Source organism: Paraburkholderia caledonica (assembly GCF_000383275.1).
GTDB lineage: Bacteria > Pseudomonadota > Gammaproteobacteria > Burkholderiales > Burkholderiaceae > Paraburkholderia > Paraburkholderia caledonica.
The window spans coordinates 222,009-240,878 of record NZ_KB911034.1; the positions used below are offsets into that span (position 1 = coordinate 222,009).

The window sequence follows — 18,870 nt, forward strand, 5'->3', positions numbered from 1 at the left end:
GCGAAGCGCGTCACTTGCGCGGCTCGATGGTGGCGAAGGCGAGCGCCGCTCCTGCGAACGCGCATGCTGCGGACACCAGCGCGACGGCGCGCAGCGCGTCAACAATGGCGTCGGCTTCCGCCTGCGCGGCGAGTGTCTGCGAATGCGTAGGAAGAGCATCGGTGGCTGCGGCACGGGGTTGCGCGTCCAATTGCAGTAACGCGGTCTGGCGTGCATCGTGAGGAACCTGCAGTTCGTCCAGGCGCGCCGACAGCGCTGCGTTATGCGACCACACGAACACAATGCCCAGTACCGCAACCGCCAGCAGGCTCGCCACGCGTGCGACCGCGTTGTTGATGCCGGAGGCGACGCCTGCGCGGTGGCCCGGCACTGAGGCCATCACGGTCGTCGTAAGTGGTGCGACCGTGATGGTCATGCCGAGCCCGAGCACGACGAGCGCGGGGAAGAATCCGGTCCAGAAGCTGCCGCGCACGAACGGCAGCGCAAGCATCGCAAAACCGATTCCGGCGATGCACGGGCCAGCGCTCAATAGGGCCCGCGAACCGAAGCGAGTCGTCAGACCGCCCGTCAAGCGCGACAACGAGCCGATGATCACGGGCACCGGCAGCAACGCTGCGCCCGCCTCTGTGGCGGTGTAGCCGTGTGCGCGGATCAGCGTGAACGGCAGGAAGAAAAATGCGCCGCCCAGACCGAAGTAGAGCAGCAGCGTGACCAGGTTCGCGCCGGTGAAATCGCGCGAGCGGAACACTTCGAGCGGCATCATCGGGTCACGGCTCTTCGCTTCGATCATCACGAATGCAGCCAGCACGAGCATCCCAACGCCGATGGCGCAAAGTACGATGGGATGCGCGAAGCCACGCGCCGACGCCTCGGTCAGGCCATAGGTAAGTGCGGCGAGCCCCGCTGCCGCGCTCAGCGCGCCAGGCCAGTCCAACTGTTGAGGCGCGTCTGGCTTGTGGCTGTTCGGCACCGACAAAACAGCGAGCGCAATGGTTGCCCCTGCGAGCGGGACGTTGAGAAAGAAGATCGCGCGCCACGACAACGCGTCGACGAGCAAGCCGCCGGCCACGGGACCCAGCGCCGACGTGATCGCGCCGACACCTGCCCACGTACCGATTGCCCGTCCGCGCTCTTCGCCGTCGAACACGGCACCAATGATCGCGAGGCTGCTGGGCACGAAGAGCGCAGCGCCAATGCCCTGCACCGCACGCCCGGCGATCAGTGAGCCCGCGTTCGGCGCGAGCCCGCAAGCGGCCGACGCCAGCGTGAAGACCGCGACACCAGCGATGAACACCGTGCGGCGGCCGAGTTTGTCGCCCATCGATCCGCCCACCAGTACGAGCGATCCCAGAAAGAGAAGGTAGGCGTTGACGATCCACTGCATCGACGCGACGCTCGCGTGCAACTCGCTCTGAATGGCGGGTAATGCGACATTGACGACAGAGCCGTCGATAAACGCCATGCTCGAGCCGAGGATCGTCGCGGCGAGCGCAAGACGTTTGCGCCGGCACGGACTGTCTAGCGCAGTAGGCTGCGCGCGGATGATGAGCTCGTCGCACGGGCTCGCTTGAGCAGCGACGCCGTGCGTGGGATGTGGGTCGTTATCAAGAACGTGCGGGTCGGCCATGCTCGCTCCAGTGCTGGTCGATGGTGACTAGCATAGCAACTGGAGCGAAGTGGCGTGCAAACGTAGACCGTCGCCAGAACGTTCCCGCCGGCGGGCGCCAGTCCGTCGTACTAACGCCAGCCAAGCGCCGGGGCAACATGCGTCAGGATCGACTCGATGACGTGTGCGCAGTACTCCACGCCAAGCTGGTTCGGGACGGTCAGCAGTAGCGTGTCGGCTTCCGCGATCGCCTCGTCCGCTGCAAGTTGCTTCACGAGCGTATCAGGAGGTGCCGCGTAGCTGCGCCCAAAAATCGTTCGGATGTTGTCGTCGAGCAGACCGACCGTGTCGTCGCTATTCGCATCGCGTCCGAAATACATCCGGTCGCGATCGTTCATCAGCGCGAAAATGCTGCGGCTGACCGACACGCGCGGCTCTCGCGTGTGTCCGGCTTCTTTCCACGCCTGCCGATACGCCCGGATCTGCTCGGCTTGCTGGACGTGAAGAGGGCGGCCCGACTCATCGTTCTTCAGTGTCGAGCACTGGAGGTTCATGCCCATTCCGGCCGCCCAGACCGCCGTCGCATCTGAGCCCGAACCCCACCAGATCCGGTCGCGTAGCCCCTCGGAGTGAGGCTCGACCCGAAGCAGTCCCGGCGGGTTTGCAAACATCGGTCGCGGATTCGGTTCCGCAAATCCCTCGCCGCGCAGCACCTCATAAAATACCTCGGTGTGGTGCCGCGCGAGATCGGCATGCGTCTCGCCCTCGCTGGGCGCATAACCGAAGTAACGCCACCCGTCGATCACCTGTTCGCCGGAACCTCGGCTGATGCCAAGTTGCAGGCGCCCGCCCGCGATCAGATCGGCCGCCCCGGCGTCTTCCGCCATGTAGAGCGGATTTTCATAACGCATGTCGATGACAGCGGTGCCGATCTCAATGCGGCTCGTTTTTGCGCCGACCGCAGCCAGAAGCGGGAACGGCGACGCTAGCTGGCGCGCGAAATGATGCACGCGAAAAAACGCGCCGTCGGCCCCGAGTTCCTCGGCAGCGACAGCGAGCTCGATGGATTGCAGGAGCGCATCAGAGGCTGAACGTGCGAGTGAATGTCGCGATGGACTCCAATGGCCAAACGAGAGAAAGCCGATCTTTTTCATAACAGTCCTGCGAGCATGCGTAGGTGGGCGATAACTGCATCTTGCCCGAGTCGGGCAGATGGCGCTGGCTGCGGAGCGGTGTGCCGACGATTGCGCGCTCGGGTATTGCGTTGCTGATCGAGGTGCAAAATCGGTGGACGCCGGTGATGCCGATTAACCGCGAGTCAGACGCTTGCCCTTGTCGAATCGCCTATTTGCCTGCACCGATGGAAGGAACGCAAGTCAGCACGAGAATTCCTCCGTTATTCGCGGCAGAGCTGACTGTTGCCTGATGAGATTCTCGCGACCCGCACGACCATTCGGCAACGAAATCGGCTTTGCAGGCCCTTCGAATACGAGAGGTCGCCGGCGAGAAAACCGGGTAGCGGCAGGTATCGACAGCGTTACAGTGCAGAGCCAACGCACGGGTCGAATTGCCATGATGAGCACCACAATTGGCGCCATAGGTGCCCGATTCGATTCGGATAGTGTCAGCGAACGTGTTCACGCTCGCCCCGAAAAGACCAGCAAGCGAAAGAAGCGTGCAGATTGCTCGGATCATGATTGCCTCCAGGCGTCACTATTGCCCCGCGAAGACGGGCCGCCAGGTGAGCGATCGCCGGCGACGGCCTGCGTCCTGCAGGAAGCACGTCGCCGAGTGCGCTATTCAAGTGTAGGTTGAAATTGGGTGTTCGCACTGGCAGGTACTGGCAGGCACTGGCTGCCTTTGACCGGCTATTCGCGACCGCAGCGGAGTTTGTTACGAGGGAAATTTTGCACGTCGATGGTGGTCGGCATGCGGGGGGCAGTAGGCGGTGTTGGGGGCGGCGTTGTAAGTCGCGCCGCGCAGTGCAGAGTGGTGATCGATATTCCTGGGGAAGGGCGGGCGTCGCGTTCGCGAAGTTCTGCCGCCGAGCGTGTACTCGGCCAGACCGACCGATCTTCGGAACGTGGCTGACCGACGCCGTCAACCTTCCCGAGGTAGTGCCTGGTCTCGCCGATGCAAACGCCTCGGCGAGACTCGTCGCAAGCGCGAACGCCGCTTAGTCCGTGCCGTACTTTGGCGAGCGCGGACCGTAGAGCAGGCCCGTCGGCGCCCCCGCGTGCAGCAGACGATAGCTCGTGATACCGGCAATATCGTGGCTCTTGTCCGTGAGCGAGTTCGCGATCTGCTTGACCGCAGCCATCACGAGCATGCCTATCAGGCCACCGCCACCGTTGTTGTTGCCTTCTTCGCTGTTGGCCGTCGCGGCGCCTTGCCAGAGCACATCGCCGCTCTTCAGATCGACGAGTTTCGCCGACGCCGTCACCACCGTCGCGCTGACCAGCACGCGATACTGCGTGCCGTATTGCGAGATCGTCGAGTACAGGACCGCATCCGCGCCGAAGATCTCTCGCAGCTTCGCCGGCGATGTCTGCTGGATATCACCCGCCGTCGTGACGCCGTTCTGCTTGAACGTTTCCTCCATTACGGCGACCGGGATCACGTAGTAGCCCGCCTCGGCGAGTGGCATCGTCATCTGCGAGAGCACGCTGTTCGACGCATTCACGTCCGTGGTCGTGTTATCGGGCGGCAGCACGAGGATCGAGCGCGGATGCGCATGCTTGAACGCCGTGTAATCCAAGTGCTTCGCGGGCTGCGCGCAAGCGGCGAGCAGCGCGAGCGCGGACAGCGCCAGCGAGAGCTTGAGGGAAGAGATTCTGGACATATCGGTACGCTCGCTTATTGTTGTTTCGGTTTCTTCATCAGGAAGTCCATGTAGGTCGCCGCCTCCGGGAAGAGCTGCTTCTCGGCGTCGAATTCCTGCATGGCGTTCGTGTCGTTACCGACGTTCGCGTACAGCATGCCCAGTTGCGCATGGAAGCCGGGCGGTGGCGTGTTGCCCTTCGCGTTGATTTGCTGCCGCGCCTTTTCGAGCGCGTCGATCTGTTCCTGCGGGCCCTTTTCACCCTTCAGGTAGTCGTAGACGCTGGGCTGGTAGCCGGTCCACTGATAGAGCGGTGGCGTAGTGTTCGCGCAGCCCGCGAGCAGCAGCATTGCTGTCGTGACGGGCAGGCGAAGGCCTCGAAGCATGCCGGTGTATTTCATGGGAACCCCGTAGTATTCGTTGCTTTATCGAGCAATAAATGTGGACGACGCGCGCTCAGCGAGCGGTGCGCAATGCGCCCACGTCGACCTGTTCGGCCAGATGGTTGACGGCTTCCTGGATCGCGAGGTCGAGGACTTTGCCGTTGAGCGTCGAGTCGTAGCTCGCGGTGCCGCCAAATCCGATGATCTGGCGATTGGAGAGGCTGTATTCGCCCGCGCCCTGCGCCGAGGCGACGACTTCCGAAGTCGTGGTATCGACGACGTTGATGCTGACCTTCGCATATGCAATCTGGTTCTTACCGCTGCCAAGAATGCCGAATAGTTGGTGATCGCCGACTTCCTTGCGGCCGAATTCGGTGACGTCGCCGGTGATGACGAAATTCGCGCCCTTGATCGCCTGCGCCTTCTTGGTGAAGCCGGCTTCCTGGCGGATTTCGTCGAGGTTGTCGCGGTCGAGCACGTTGAAACGGCCGCTCTGTTGCAGCGAAGTGATCAGAATGGTCTTGGCCTGACTACCGAGACGATCGACGCCGTCGGAGAAAATGCCACGCATATAGCTCGAGCGGTTGTCGAACTTCCCGACCGAGATTTGCACGGCCTTGCCGACGGGCGGGCGCTGCGCGCTGGCCACCGGCGCAACCGGGAGTGAGCGCGACGACTCTGTCGCACAGCCGCCTAGTGCCGCAATCGCGGCGGCGGCGAGGACGACGCCACAAGTTTTTGACACTTTCATCGATTCTCCTTGGTGTTGGAACGGGAACATCAGTCAGCGTGCGCGCGGGGCGCACGAGCGAAAGCGGCAAGAGAATGGGGAGCAGCGAGATGTGTCGCTGCGCGGCGGCGGTGCGCTCGCGCAAGGCGCGAGGCGTCCGAGCCGCGCGTATGTGGATACGGCGAACGTGGAAGGTGCAGTGCGTCGCCGCACGCGTGGTTATTCCATCGGCGTTGCAAGTTTCTCGCTTCCGGCACGCGAGCGTGCGCGCCGAAGCTCCCCGGTTCTTATTGGTGTAGCGTGTTTTTTAAACTAGTACTCAAGTTTCCACACGGATCTATCGGCGGGTTTACCGGAAACTTTAGGAAAGTTGCGATTTAATGCGCGACGCATATTATCGACGCGCTTTTCAGTTTTATTTGGATGCGATGGAAAGGGTCGTGAGCGTGAGTTCGATGATCCAGGAAGCTGCCGTTCCTATGCTAGATGCCGACAACGTCGGCGATCCGCCACATTGCTGACGAAGAGCCAATCCGCTCCAATGTCGCTCGCTCCTGCGACGCCACCCCACTATCTCCCAAAAACAAAAAGCCCCGGCAGCACACAGCCACCGGGGCCCCACCACAAACAACGCTTCAACTCACCGATTAACCATCTTCGCCGGCACGCTAATCGCCAGCAACCCGCCAACGACCATAAACGCCGCAAGCATATACATCCCCGAATCATTAGCGGCAGTGGCCTGCTTCAACCAGCCGACAGCATACGGACTCAAAAACCCCGCGAGATTACCAATCGAATTAATCATCGCGATGCCGGCAGCCGCACCCGTTCCAGCGAGAATCGCCGTAGGCAAACTCCAGAACAAAGGCAACGTAGTGAGAATGCCCATAGTCGCGAGCGTGAGAGAAGCCATTGCAAGCAGCGTGTTCTGCGCCCACACAACCGACAGCACCAAACCAATCGCGCCGGCGAAAGCGGGCAACGCGATATGCCAGCGCCGTTCGCGCGTACGATCCGCGCTGCGCGCAACGAACACCATCGCGACGACCGCCGCCGCGAAAGGAACCGCCGACAGCAGACCGATCGCGAACGCATCGGTCACACCGGTCGCCTTGATGATAGTCGGCAGCCAGAAGCTCACGCCGTACAGACCCATCACGAACGAGAAGTACGTGAAGCTCAGCATCAGCACGCGGCCGCTCGTCAGCACCTGACGGATCGGCATGTCGTGCTTGGTGGCTTCCTCGGCGGAAACGTGGCGCTCGAGCAGTTCCTTTTCCTCTTTCGTGAGCCACTTTGCTTTCGAAATGCGGTCGTCGAGCGCAACGAACACCAGTATGCCGACGAGTACCGACGGTATCCCTTCCAGCAAGAAAAGCCATTGCCAGCCGTGCCAGCCGTTCATGCCATTGAACGTTTTGAGGATATAGCCCGACACCGGCCCGCCAATCACACCCGACAGCGCGATAGCCGTCATGAACCACGTCGTCATCCGTCCGCGCCGGTGCGACGGATACCAGTACGTGAGATACAGAATGATGCCGGGGAAGAAGCCGGCTTCCGCGACGCCGAGCAGAAAGCGCATCACATAGAACATGGTCGGCGTGGTGACGAACATGGTTAGCATGGAGATCACGCCCCAGGAGACCATGATCCGCGCGATCCACACTCGCGCGCCCACCTTGTGCAAGATCACATTGCTCGGAATCTCAAAGAAGAAATAGCCGACGAAGAAAATGCCCGCGCCAAAGCCATAAACCGCATCGCTCAAGCCGAGGTCGCTCGTCATTTGCAGCTTCGCAAAGCCGACGTTCACGCGGTCCAGATACGCGACCACGTAGCAGAGCATCAGGAGCGGCGCGAGCCGCCAGTTGACCTTGCGATAGGTCGCCTCTTCGAAGGTGGAAGGCGGCGCGCCCGCGCCGGGATGGTGGAGCGGATTTGCGGGACTAGCCATGGTGTCTCCTCTTTTCTTGTCGAATTGAAGTGCCGCGTCGATTGATTCTAGCCGTGCGGCGCGGCTCGCACGGCAATTAGATACCGGGGGAAAACACTAAGCCCGTCAAGCGCCGCGCGTGAACGCGGCTTGCTCAGGGCGCGTCTATGAGCGCCATGAGCGGCGCTGCGACGACGAAGCCGAAGCCGAACGCAGCGCCAACGTCAACGTAGAACGCAAGCTCTACACGCAGCGCCCGCCATCCACTTCAAGACACACGCCGGTGATGAACTCCGCTTCGTCCGAAGCCAGATAGAGCGCGGCGTTGGCAATATCTTGCGGCGTCGAGAAGCGCCCGAGCGGAATGCCGGTGAGAAAGCGCTGACGGTTCTCAGGCGTATCTTCAACGCCCATGAATTCCGACAGCAGCGCCGTTTCGCCGATCACAGGATTCACGCAGTTCACGCGAATCCTGTCCGGGCCCAACTCCACGGCGAGCGACTTGCTCGCGATAATCACCGCGCCCTTGCTGCCGTTGTACCAGACGAGTCCGGGGCGCGGCCGCACGCCCGCCGTCGACGCAATGTTGATGAAGCTGCCGCCGCCTTGCTCGCGGAAATACGGCACGAACTCCTGCACGCTCCAGTAGATGCTTTTGACGTTCACCGCGTACACGCGGTCGAACTCGGCTTCGGTGACTTCGAGCACAGGTTTGTTGCGATGCGTGGTGCCCGCGTTGTTGACGACTATCTGCACGCTGCCGAAGTCTTCGAGTGCCGCTTCACGCAGCTTCTGCCAGTCCTCGCGTTGCGCGACGTTGCCCGCGACGGCGATGGCCTTGCCACCGGCCAGCGCAATCTCGCTCGCGACGCGCTCGGCGGCGGGGCCGTTCAGATCGTTGACCACGACGTTCGCGCCTTCGCGCGCGTAGGTCTTCGCGATGCCTTCGCCGAAACCCGAGCCGCCACCCGTGACGATGGCCGTTTTACCTGTCAACCGCATAGTGTCTCCGCTGTTTGTTGTGAGTGGTGATGGATAAGCCCAGCTTGCGAACTAGCCGTGCCGGATCGCAATTGTCTTTAGCGCCGTGAAGCCATACAGCGCCTCGAAACCCTTTTCGCGCCCGTGGCCCGAATGCTTGACGCCGCCGAACGGCAGTTCGACGCCGCCGCCCGCGCCATAGTTGTTGATGAACACCTGGCCCGAGCGCAGACGCCGCGCGAGGCGCATTTGCCGCGCGCCGTCGCGTGTCCAGATGCCCGCGACGAGGCCGTATTGCGTGCCGTTCGCGAGCGCGAGCGCTTCGTCTTCGTCGCTAAAGGACATCGCGGCGAGCACGGGTCCGAACACTTCGTCGCGTGCGAGACGGTGGCTCGCGGGCACATCGCGCAATAGCGTGGGCGCCTGATAGAAGCCGCTTTCCGGCGCTTCGGGAATCACCTCGCCATGCGCGGCCATCGCTATGCCGTCGTGTTGCGCGTCGGAGAGAAAGTCCCACACACGCCGTTGCTGCTTCGCGTTAATAAGCGGCCCGCAGTCGAGATCCGCGTGCGAGGGGCCCACGCGCAGCGCGTTGAACGCGCTGCTCAGCCGGTCGAGCAAGGGCTCGTAAATCGCGCGGTCGATCAGCACGCGGCTGCCCGCCGAACACGTCTGCCCGGCGTTCTGCACGATCGCCGACACGAGTACGGGCAACGCGGCGTCGAGGTCCGCATCGGCAAAGACGAGTTGCGGCGACTTGCCGCCGAGTTCGAGCGTGACCGGCACGTGGTTTTCGGCGGCCATTTGTGTGACGAGCTTGCCGGTCTCGGGCGAGCCTGTGAACGAAATGTGATCGATGCCCGAGTGACGTGCGAGCGCCGCTCCCGCTTCATGTCCGTAACCGGTGACGATATTCAGCGCGCCTGCGGGCAGGCCGGCTTCCGCCGCCAGTTCGGCAACGCGCAGCACCGAGAGACACGCGTCTTCAGCCGGCTTGACGACGCATGCGTTGCCCACGGCAAGCGCCGCGCCCACGCTGCGGCCGAAAATCTGCATTGGATAATTCCACGGCACGATGTGGCCGGTCACGCCGTGCGGCTCGCGGATCGTCATCACCGTATAGCCGGCCTGATAGGGCAGTGTTTCGCCATGCAGTTTGTCGGCCGCCCCGGCATAAAACTCGAAGTAGCGCACGAGCGCGGCGGAATCGGCGCGCGCCTGTTTGAGCGGCTTGCCGGTGTCGCGGGCTTCGAGTTGCGCCAGTTCTTCCTGGCGCGCAGCGACGAGCATCGACAGCCGATACAGCACACGTCCGCGTTCCGCCGCGCTTGCCGCGCCCCAGGCGCCTTCGAACGCGCGGCGCGCGGCGTGGACGGCGGCGTCGATATCCGCCGCGGTGCCCCGCGCAAGCTGCGTGAACGGCTGGCCGTCCGAGGGATCGAGCACGGCGATCGTCTCGCCGCCTGAAGCAGCGGACCATTCGCCGCCAATGAAGTGTCGGGCTTCTTCCATGCAGACTCCTTGAGATGTCGCGCAGCCGGCGTACGTTCAGCCAGACGCCGAAGCGGATGCCGTTACGCGGTGTTCACAAACCAGAGGCACAATCGAGAGACGCCAGACGATTATCGCGCCGATCCGGCGGCGGATGCCATCGGCCGATTGGCTATAATGGCGCATTCCGCACTGTCCGGCGGCTGCGCTCCTGCTCGAGGCAAGGTTTACGATGCATGCCCTCGAGTCCACGCGCCGCATGCCGTGCTCCAAATTCCATCCTGACCAGAGAGCGCTCATGAGCTTCAATCACGTCCCCGCAGGCAAAGATCTTCCGCACGATTTCAACGTCATCATCGAAATCCCGGCGCAGAGCGACCCGGTGAAATACGAAGCCGACAAGGATCTGGGCCTTCTCGTCGTCGACCGTTTCATCGGCACCGGCATGCGCTATCCCGCCAACTACGGCTTCATTCCCCAAACGCTGTCGGGCGACGGCGACCCGGTCGACGTGCTGGTGATCACGCCGTTCCCGCTGCTGGCAGGCTCGGTGGTCCGCGCACGCGCGCTCGGCATGCTGCAAATGACCGACGAATCCGGCGTGGACGCAAAGCTGATCGCCGTCCCGCACGACAAGATCTGCCCGATGACTGCCGACCTGAAGTCGATCGACGACGTCCCGGCGTACCTGAAAGACCAGATCAAGCACTTCTTCGAGCAATACAAGGCGCTCGAGAAGGGCAAGTGGGTGAAGGTCGAAGGCTGGGCGGGTATCGAAGCCGCGCACAAGGAAATCAGCGAAGGCGTGGCGAACCACAAGAAGTAAGCGGCTCGACGCGCTGATCGGAAGAATCACTGCTTCGCCGATCCAGTCGCCTCATGCAAAAAACCGCGCGAGCCCGAAGGGGCCGCGCGGTTTTTTATTCGATGTGAGGATTGTGACGTCGAGCGTCGAAATGCCGGTATAGCCGCAGTGCATCCCGAAGATGAACCGAAGCCATTTTTATATCTCGGTGTAAACCCTTATTATTTGTGGCCCGCGGTGGATTCGGCTCACTGCCGGGACGTCTGCGAAAGCGCAGCAGCGAGCCCGCAACAAGCCCGCACCAAACCAGCAGTAAGCCCGCTTTGGGAGCACACCGTCCGGATGATGAACCGCAAGTCCAACCTGGCATCTTCTTCGCCCCGATGGTCGAATCGGCTGTATGCGATCGCGACGGCGATCTATCGCAAGCGGCCGGTATGGATGGTGTCGTTTTCCGCCAGCGAGGCGAGTCTCTCCGAGGGCTTGCGCGCCGCATGCGCGTCCACGGCGATGCTCGCGCTCGGCAATCTGCTGCACGATCCCACCTTCGCCTGGGCCGCGATCGGCGCGTTCTGGACCTGTCTCGCGGATGCCGCCGGTTCGAACCGCGCCCGCTTTGCCTCGATGATGGGCTTCGCGCTTCTCTCCACGCTATGCGGCGGACTGACCGCTTTCGCGTCGGCAGAGGGAACGGCGTTCGCCGCGCTTGCGTTGCTTATTTTCACGAGCCTCGGCGCGTTCGGACGCATCTGGGGCGCTGCGACGTCGCAAGTGACGATTCTCGCCGCGACCGCTTGTGTCGTGATGGTTGACCGGCCGATGCGCGATGTGCGCGAAGGTCTTGCATTTCTCGGCGTCTATCTGATCGGCTGTCTGTTCGCGGTCGCGTTGAGCCTGACCGTCTGGCGCATCCATCCATTCGGCGCGAGCCGTGCTTCACTGCGGACGGTGTATGTGCGGCTCGCGGACATCGCGCTCGACAGCGCGCGTCTGCTTCAGCAGCGCAGCACCCCGCGCGAGTGGGCGACGCACGCCGCGAAATTCCGCGCGGATGCGCGCGCGGCGCTCGAACGCTCCCGCAAGGCACTGGCCAGCGTGCCGGCGACGCGAACCGGCGCACGTGAGGCCTACGACACGCTGCTCGCGTTGCTGACCGAAGGCGAGGCGTTGTTCGCCTATCTGATCGCCGTCTCCGGTGCGTGCGAAAAAATGCCCGGCGATGAACGGCGCGCGACACGCGCGGCGCGTCTCCTCACCGGCATGGGCGAGACGCTGCGCAGCATCGGCGCACAGGCGAACGAAGGGCGCTGGGAGCTTCTCGCCGAGTTGCAACTCCGTGTGCGGCGGCTCGCGGGGCGCCTTGAGAACGCGCTGATGGAGCCGGTGAAACTCAAGTCAGACTTCGAGCTCGTCGATTTCACGCCGGTGCAAGCGCCGCCGCCGCGCTTCGCGGACAGCGTCGCTGCAACGCTTGCGCGCGTCTGGGCGACGCTGAAGGCGAACCTGTCGCTCAAGTCGGTCGGTTTGCGTCACGCGGCGCGCGTGGGCGTGACGACGACCGCGGGCTTTCTCGTGATCCGCGCGCTCGGCTTGCCGTTCGGCTATTGGGCGACGATGGCGACGCTGCTGATCCTGCAGCCTTCGATCGCGGCGACCTGGCCGCGCAGTATCGAGCGGGCGGCGGGCAGCATCGTCGGCGGCGTGCTGGCTGCGGGCATCGGCTATGCGATTCATTCGCCGCTCGGCATTTCGCTCGCGGTCTTTCCGCTCGTCATGGCGACGATGGCATTGCGCCCCGTCAGCTACAGCCTGTTCGTGCTGTTCCTCACGCCGACCTTCGTGCTCGTGGCCGACTTCGCGACACCGGGCGCAAGTGAATTCGCATACGCGCTTACACGGCTCGGCAACAATGTGCTCGGCTGCGTGCTGGCGCTTTTCGCTACGTTTTATTTGTGGCCGACGCGGGAGAAGGGCGACTACCGCACGTATCTCAGCGACGCGGTCCGCGCGAATCTCGCGTATCTGATCGCGGCGCTCGAATCGCCTCGTCGAAGTGAAAAAGATATGGAGCGTTTGCGCCGCGCGGCCGGTCTCGGCAGCAACAACGCCGAGGAAGCCATCGCACGGATTCGCCTCGAAAAGCTGGAGGATTCGCTAGTCGATACGGTAACGCTGACGGTATTGAGTCTGCTGCGAAAGATGGCGGGCACGGCGACGCAGCTTCGGCTGAGTGCGAACCGGCGCGAGATGCAGGATAGCCACGATGAACTTCGCATGTGGCTCGCGGCTGTGAACGCCGATATCGAGGCCGCGCTGAATCGAACGATTTTGCCGCTGCGGCACGACCTTCCGGCGCGCGAGCGGCTGACGTCGCTCGAAGCCGATGCGGTGGGTGAGCTTGCGCTGATGCAGCGCTTGCTCACCGAACGCATGCGCGAGGCGCGGGGCTAGGCAACCGCGCCGTCAGGCAGCGCCGTTTTCCTCGGTCGCCTCTTCGGCGTTGGTTGAATCGGGTTCCGTGACCGGCACCACCGACTCGAGCGTGCGTCCACCCGCTGCGAGCACGCGCTTTTCCGAGGGCGCAAGACGCTTCACCCAATACTCGGCACGCGAAGCACTGGAGCGGTCCGCCAGTTCGAACGATGCCAGCACGCGCACCGGCTTGCGTGAACGGGTGTAGCGCGCGCCGGCGCCGCTCAGATGTTTGTCGAAGCGCGCTTGCACGTCAGTTGCGATGCCGGTATAGACGCTGCCGTCCGAGCATTCGAGCAGATAAAGAAACCACGCCATGGACGCGCTTCAGCCTTTGAACGGATTGTGTTCGCGCAGCTCGTCCACATACGCGTGGATGCTGTTCTTTTCATTGTCGAGAAAGTGGCCGACGGCATCGGCGAAAGCGGGATGCGCGAGCCAGTGCGCCGAGCGCGTGACCGTGGGCAAAAAGCCTCGGGCCATCTTGTGTTCGCCCTGGGCGCCGCCTTCGAATGCGCCGAGCTTTTCTTCGATGCAAAATTCGAGCGGCTGGTAGTACGCGGTTTCGAAGTGCAGGCACGGCACGTGTTCGAGCGCGCCCCAGTAACGGCCGTATAGCGTGCCGCCTGTTTTCGCGTCGCGCTGATAAACGACGAGCGAGCTCGCGATCGGCTTGCCTTCATATTCGGCGATCACGAGCAGCAGATTCTCCGGCATCGACGCGCCGATCATGCGGAAAAAATCGAGGTTCAGATACGGAGTCGAAAAGTGCTCGCGGTAAGTTTGCCGATAACACTTGCTGAAGAAGCGCCAGTCGGCGTCCCGAATGTCTTCGCCGCGAATCCTGCGCATCGTGACGCCTGCCTCATGTACTTTGCGGCGTTCCGCGCGGATGTTCTTGCGCTTCTTCTGTTCGAGCGTCGAGAGGAAATCGTCGAAGTCGCGGTAGCCGTCGTTGAGCCAGTGGAACTGCACGCCTTCGCGTTGCATCATGCCCATGTCGGCGAGCGCACCCGCTTCGGCTTCGGTCGGAAACAGCACGTGCAGTGAGGACACATCGGCCTGCTCGGCGAACGCCATCAATGTGGCCGCGAGATGCCGCAGCGCGTGCGCGTCGACGGACAGCAGCCGGTTGCCTTGCACGGGCGTGAACGGCACGGCGCACAGGAGCTTCGGGTAGTAGGGCAAGCCGTTGCGCTTGTAGGCGTCGGCCCAGGCCCAGTCGAACACGTACTCGCCATACGAGTGACCCTTCAGATAAACCGGCGCGGCCGCCGCGAGCTTGCCGGTCAGCGGGTCGGTCAGCGTGACGAATTGCGGCGCCCAGCCCGTGTCTGCAACCGCGCAACGGGTTGCGTGCAGCGCGCTTAGAAACTCATGCCGCAGAAAAGGCGTGGGCTGTGGCTGCTGAGCGAGAAGGGCGTTCCATTCGGCCGCGTCCACCTCGGAGGGCGACGCCAGAATGCCCGTGCGATAATCAAAGCGTTCCTGATTCAACTTGTGTGACTGTCCCAATGAGCGACGCGGCGCGCGTTATACAACGTCAAGCACTGCGTCGTTCGTTTATCCGAGTTGGCCGTTCCGTCGAGCCCAAAACAAGCCGCTTTATTTGCAAGCCCTCCGCAAGCTCTTCGCTTGCCCGTCGATCCTGCCATGAAGACACGAATCGCTCTCGCTCAAATCAATGTCACCGTCGGCGATTTCGCCGGCAACGTCGCGAAAATCGTCGCTGCCGCGCGTGACGCGCACAACGCCGGTGCGAAGCTGCTGGTCGCGCCGGAACTCGCGTTATCCGGCTATCCGCCCGAAGATCTGCTGCTGCGCCCCGCGTTCTATACCGCGAGCGCTGCTGCATTGGCCGATCTCGCCGCGCAACTGAAGCCGTTCGCCGGCCTGCATGTGATTGTCGGCCATCCGTTACGCGAGGTGGGCGACAGCGCGGCCCAGGGTCATGGTAATGCAAACGCGCCGATCCAGCGCGGCGTGCCGCCGGTCGATACGTTCAACGCGGCTTCGCTGCTTGTCGACGGCAAGGTAGCGGGCACCTATCGAAAGCAGGATCTGCCCAACACCGAGGTGTTCGACGAGAAGCGCTATTTCGCATCAGACGCGCAGCCGTTCGTGTTCGAGCTCGACGGCGTCAGGTACGGCGTGGTGATCTGTGAAGACGCGTGGCATGCGTCGTCCGCGCAAATGGCGAAGGCCGCGGGCGCGCAGGTGCTGCTGATTCCGAACGGCTCGCCGTTCCACCTGAACAAGGAAGCGGTGCGCTTCGACATTCTGCGAGCGCGGATTCGGGAGACCGGGCTGCCGATGGTCTACGTCAACATGGTCGGCGCGCAGGACGAACTCGTGTTCGACGGCGGGTCGTTCGTGCTCGACGCGCAGGGCGAACTGGTCGCGAAGATGCCGCAGTTCGAGGAGGCGACCGCAATCGTCGAATTCGACGCGGCTCGCCCGGTGCGCGGCGAAACAAACGGTGGCAACGGCGGCAGCAACAGCGGCGGCAACGGCGGCATCGCGCCGGAGCTTTCGCTCGAAGCGCAGGTTTATGCGGCGCTCGTGATGGGTGTGCGCGATTACGTCAACAAGAACGGCTTTCCTGGCGCGCTCATCGGTCTGTCGGGCGGCGTCGATTCGGCGCTGGTGCTGGCGGTCGCGTGCGACGCACTCGGCGCCGAGCGCGTGCGCGCAGTGATGATGCCGTCGCGCTACACGGCTGACATTTCGACCACTGACGCCGCGGAAATGGCACGCCGCGTCGGCGTACGCTACGACGAAATTGCGATCGCGCCGATGTTCGACGCGTTCCGCAGCTCGCTCGCGCAGGAATTCGAGGGCCGCCCGGAAGATGCCACCGAGGAAAACATTCAGGCGCGTATTCGCGGCACGTTGTTGATGGCGCTGTCGAACAAGTTCGGCTCGATCGTGCTGACCACCGGCAACAAGAGCGAAATGGCGGTGGGTTACTGCACGCTATATGGCGACATGGCCGGGGGCTTCGCGGTGATCAAGGACATCGCGAAGACGCTCGTCTATCGCCTCTGCCATTACCGCAATGAAGCCACGGCGTTCGGCAAGCAGAATGTGATACCCGAGCGGATTTTGACGCGCGCGCCGTCCGCGGAATTGCGCGAGAACCAGACCGACCAGGACAGCCTGCCGCCCTATGACGTGCTCGACGCGATCATGCGCATGTATATGGAAGAGGACCGCTCGCTCGCGGAAATCATCGCCGCGGGTTACGCGGCCGAAGACGTGAAGCGCGTTACGCGGCTCATCAAGATCAACGAATATAAACGCCGACAGGCGCCGATCGGCATTCGCGTTACGCATCGCGCGTTCGGTCGCGACTGGCGTTATCCGATCACGTCGCGCTACACCGAACCGGTGGAGTGAAGAGGCGCGCCGCTTGCGCCGGACTGCCCTAAAGGGCGGCGGGTCGCGGCGGCGCGCGTCGCTGGACTGCCGCAACGCATCCGGTGCGGCGTAGAATAAAAATCATCCATTTCCTTTCCACTCTTCCAGTCACGAGACGAGGTTCGCCATGAAGCGCATCACCGCAGTCATCAAACCGTTCAAACTCGACGAAGTGCGCGAGGCGCTCGCTGAAGTCGGCCTCACAGGCCTGACCGTCACCGAGGTCAAAGGATTCGGCCGCCAGAAAGGCCATACCGAGCTCTATCGTGGTGCAGAGTATGTGGTCGACTTCCTGCCGAAAGTGAAGATCGAGGTGGTCGTGGCCGACAATCAGTGCGATCAGGTGATCGACGCGATCATCGGCGCAGCCCGCACCGGCAAGATTGGCGACGGCAAGATTTTCGTCGCGGACGTCGAGCGCGTGATCCGAATCCGTACCGGCGAAGAAAACGAAGCGGCAGTGTAAAGCCGCTCGCGCACCGAAGCGGTGCGCCGGCGCCGAAACAAGGTCCGCGCAAGCACCACGCAACCTTCGCGCAACCTTCGCGCAACATCGCAAAACGCCGTGCGCCATAAAAAACGGTGCGATACCCTTTCGGACATCGCACCGATACGCGCCTCTCGCAGCAGCGTGAAAAAGATTCTCTTGAAGAACTTCTAAGCCCCGAAGGCAGTGCCTTCGGGGAACACCGTTCGATTAGAACGAGTGTTGAATACCTGCGTACACACCGGTCTGGCTGTGGCCAGGCAGCGGGTTTTCGTTGTACGTAGTCGTGCCGCCCGAAGTGATGTTGCCGCCAGGGCCTGCAGCGTTCGCGTCGAGACCGAAGTTAGCGGTCTTGCTGTTACGCGCGGTCGCAACCTGGATGTCCAGCAGCGTGCGCTTGGACAGGTTGTACGAACCGCCGATCGTGTAGATCGTTGCGTTGCCGCCGTTCTTGTTGGCGTTGACGTGATACACCGCCGCGATCAGGGCTGCGGCCGGCGTGGCTTGCCACGTCACACCACCCCATTCGTGATCGAGCGACGTCGGCGACGTGCCTGCAGCGCTAGCAGCGGCGGACGTACGGACTGCCTGGTATGCGCCCTGGATCTTGAACTGACCGAGGAACACGTTGAAGGCTGCCGTGTATTCGCGCGATGCGGTGAACGGGTCGGTGAAGTTACCGTTTGCGGAGTTGCGGATTTCGTCATAGATACCGCGAACCTGGAACAGCGACGACGTGTACGTCAGCTGCAGACCTGCTTCACGGCCTTGCGGCGTCGTGCCGTTACCGTTCCAGTTCGTTGCGTTCGACAGTGCGTACTGACCGTACACGTCAAAGCCGTAGAACTTCGGCGACTGGTAAGCGAGGTTGTTGCTCGATTGCGGCCAGTTGCGGCCACGCACCAGCGATGCCGACGACCAGTTCGACTGACCGAACGGGTCGAAGTCCCACACGCCGTTCGAGATGAAGAGCATGCGACCCATCGTGAACGTACCGTACGTATTGTTCGACAGACCGACCGTTGCCCAACGATTGAAGAGACCGCCGCCGCCAGGACCTGCGCCCGTCATGGTGTTGAACGAGCCTTCCAACTGGAACAGGACCTTGTTGCCGCCGCCGATGTCTTCGACGCCCTTCATGCCCCAGAGGCTCGTGCCCCAGTCACCGCTTTCCGCGCGCCAGCGCGACGTGGAGCCGGTGTAGTTGGCGTTCGGCAGACCGCTTATGTATTCGATACCCGCGTCCAGGCGACCATACAGTGTCACGCTGCTTTGGGCATGCGCAACAACGCCGGCCGACATCAGCGCAGCGGCGAGCAAAGCTTTCTTCATCTTCTCCTCCATACCCTGTCAAAAAGTGAAACCCAGTACTGCGAATGGTGTTCGGACGCAAGCGCTCCGAACAGAAATCGGTACCAGGGAGATTAGCGGGCGGATTAGGTCTCCTGTCCTGACGTGCAGCCTTGGGACTGTCTCGTCGTCACGCCGATCCCTCGCCGACCGGTTCTCCTCTGTGCTTTGAAGTAAAACTACTTTTAATGAACTTTGTTTTGCTACTTTGGTTACTAATTTATCAAAAATACACTTGTGTGGGAGAAGAAATTAGTACCGGCGCTGACCTGTGTCTCCAAATTGCAATACGGATGTGTGCAAAGGCGCTTTCAAGCGCCTTGAAAAATAGCTGAATCCCTTGCGTGACAAGGGAATCACGGATCGGCGGGAGCAAGATTAAGGA

At 62.5% G+C, this 18,870-nt stretch carries 16 protein-coding genes; 4 read left to right on the plus strand and 12 right to left on the minus strand.

Annotated features, from left to right (window positions below; translation table 11 throughout):
- Positions 1 to 10: 10 nt before the first annotated feature.
- The 9 genes from H281_RS0101045 to H281_RS0101090 form a co-directional block, all read right to left on the minus strand.
- Entirely contained in the window at positions 11 to 1,627 is a 1,617-nt protein-coding gene (locus H281_RS0101045) for an MFS transporter (protein WP_020065234.1), read from the minus strand.
- A gap of 110 nt (positions 1,628 to 1,737) precedes the next feature.
- The gene (locus H281_RS0101050) at positions 1,738 to 2,760 is read right to left on the minus strand and encodes an LLM class flavin-dependent oxidoreductase (protein WP_020065235.1); all 1,023 of its coding nucleotides are present in this window, start codon (positions 2,758 to 2,760) and stop codon (positions 1,738 to 1,740) included.
- Between the two features lie 190 nt (positions 2,761 to 2,950).
- Positions 2,951 to 3,301 (minus strand): hypothetical protein, encoded by a 351-nt coding sequence (locus H281_RS35795; RefSeq protein ID WP_084689999.1) that lies wholly within the window; start codon positions 3,299 to 3,301, stop codon positions 2,951 to 2,953.
- A gap of 481 nt (positions 3,302 to 3,782) precedes the next feature.
- Complete coding sequence (locus H281_RS0101055) at positions 3,783 to 4,448, minus strand: DUF799 domain-containing protein (RefSeq protein WP_020065236.1); 666 nt, start codon at positions 4,446 to 4,448, stop codon at positions 3,783 to 3,785.
- A 14-nt stretch (positions 4,449 to 4,462) separates the two neighbouring features.
- Positions 4,463 to 4,828: a DUF4810 domain-containing protein gene (locus H281_RS0101060; protein ID WP_020065237.1), complete on the minus strand. Its 366-nt coding sequence runs from the start codon at positions 4,826 to 4,828 to the stop codon at positions 4,463 to 4,465.
- A 55-nt stretch (positions 4,829 to 4,883) separates the two neighbouring features.
- On the minus strand, positions 4,884 to 5,561 hold the full coding sequence (locus tag H281_RS0101065; protein ID WP_020065238.1) for a CsgG/HfaB family protein: 678 nt from the start codon (positions 5,559 to 5,561) through the stop codon (positions 4,884 to 4,886).
- A 619-nt stretch (positions 5,562 to 6,180) separates the two neighbouring features.
- The gene (locus H281_RS0101080) at positions 6,181 to 7,500 is read right to left on the minus strand and encodes an MFS transporter (RefSeq protein WP_020065241.1); all 1,320 of its coding nucleotides are present in this window, start codon (positions 7,498 to 7,500) and stop codon (positions 6,181 to 6,183) included.
- A gap of 222 nt (positions 7,501 to 7,722) precedes the next feature.
- A complete protein-coding gene (locus H281_RS0101085; protein WP_020065242.1) occupies positions 7,723 to 8,481 on the minus strand; it encodes an SDR family oxidoreductase in 759 nt (252 codons plus the stop codon).
- Between the two features lie 51 nt (positions 8,482 to 8,532).
- Positions 8,533 to 9,972 carry an aldehyde dehydrogenase family protein gene (locus H281_RS0101090; protein ID WP_020065243.1) on the minus strand — a complete coding sequence of 480 codons (1,440 nt, stop codon included), beginning with the start codon at positions 9,970 to 9,972 and terminating at the stop codon, positions 8,533 to 8,535.
- Between the two features lie 277 nt (positions 9,973 to 10,249).
- Here H281_RS0101090 and ppa point away from each other — a divergent pair, with 277 nt between their 5' ends.
- Both ppa and H281_RS0101105 read left to right on the plus strand, forming a co-directional pair.
- On the plus strand, positions 10,250 to 10,777 hold the full coding sequence (gene ppa, locus H281_RS0101095) for an inorganic diphosphatase (protein WP_027775628.1): 528 nt from the start codon (positions 10,250 to 10,252) through the stop codon (positions 10,775 to 10,777).
- 321 nt (positions 10,778 to 11,098) lie between these two features.
- Entirely contained in the window at positions 11,099 to 13,207 is a 2,109-nt protein-coding gene (locus tag H281_RS0101105; protein WP_020065246.1) for an FUSC family protein, read from the plus strand.
- Positions 13,208 to 13,219: 12 nt separating this feature from the next.
- On the opposite strand, the gene H281_RS0101110 is transcribed toward H281_RS0101105, so the two are convergent.
- Together H281_RS0101110 and H281_RS0101115 are read right to left on the minus strand one after the other, a co-directional pair.
- Positions 13,220 to 13,546, minus strand: coding sequence for a GIY-YIG nuclease family protein (locus H281_RS0101110; protein ID WP_020065247.1), 327 nt, complete (start codon positions 13,544 to 13,546; stop codon positions 13,220 to 13,222).
- A 9-nt stretch (positions 13,547 to 13,555) separates the two neighbouring features.
- Positions 13,556 to 14,725, minus strand: coding sequence for a GNAT family N-acetyltransferase (locus tag H281_RS0101115; protein ID WP_020065248.1), 1,170 nt, complete (start codon positions 14,723 to 14,725; stop codon positions 13,556 to 13,558).
- A 156-nt stretch (positions 14,726 to 14,881) separates the two neighbouring features.
- On the opposite strand from H281_RS0101115, the gene H281_RS0101120 reads away from it, so the two are divergent.
- Together H281_RS0101120 and glnK are read left to right on the plus strand one after the other, a co-directional pair.
- The gene (locus tag H281_RS0101120) at positions 14,882 to 16,627 is read left to right on the plus strand and encodes an NAD+ synthase (protein ID WP_020065249.1); all 1,746 of its coding nucleotides are present in this window, start codon (positions 14,882 to 14,884) and stop codon (positions 16,625 to 16,627) included.
- Positions 16,628 to 16,775: 148 nt separating this feature from the next.
- On the plus strand, positions 16,776 to 17,114 hold the full coding sequence (gene glnK / locus H281_RS0101125; RefSeq protein ID WP_006048444.1) for a P-II family nitrogen regulator: 339 nt from the start codon (positions 16,776 to 16,778) through the stop codon (positions 17,112 to 17,114).
- Positions 17,115 to 17,345: 231 nt separating this feature from the next.
- Here glnK and H281_RS0101130 read toward each other — a convergent pair whose 3' ends face one another.
- Positions 17,346 to 18,467 carry a porin gene (locus H281_RS0101130; protein ID WP_020065250.1) on the minus strand — a complete coding sequence of 374 codons (1,122 nt, stop codon included), beginning with the start codon at positions 18,465 to 18,467 and terminating at the stop codon, positions 17,346 to 17,348.
- Positions 18,468 to 18,870: the final 403 nt, after the last annotated feature.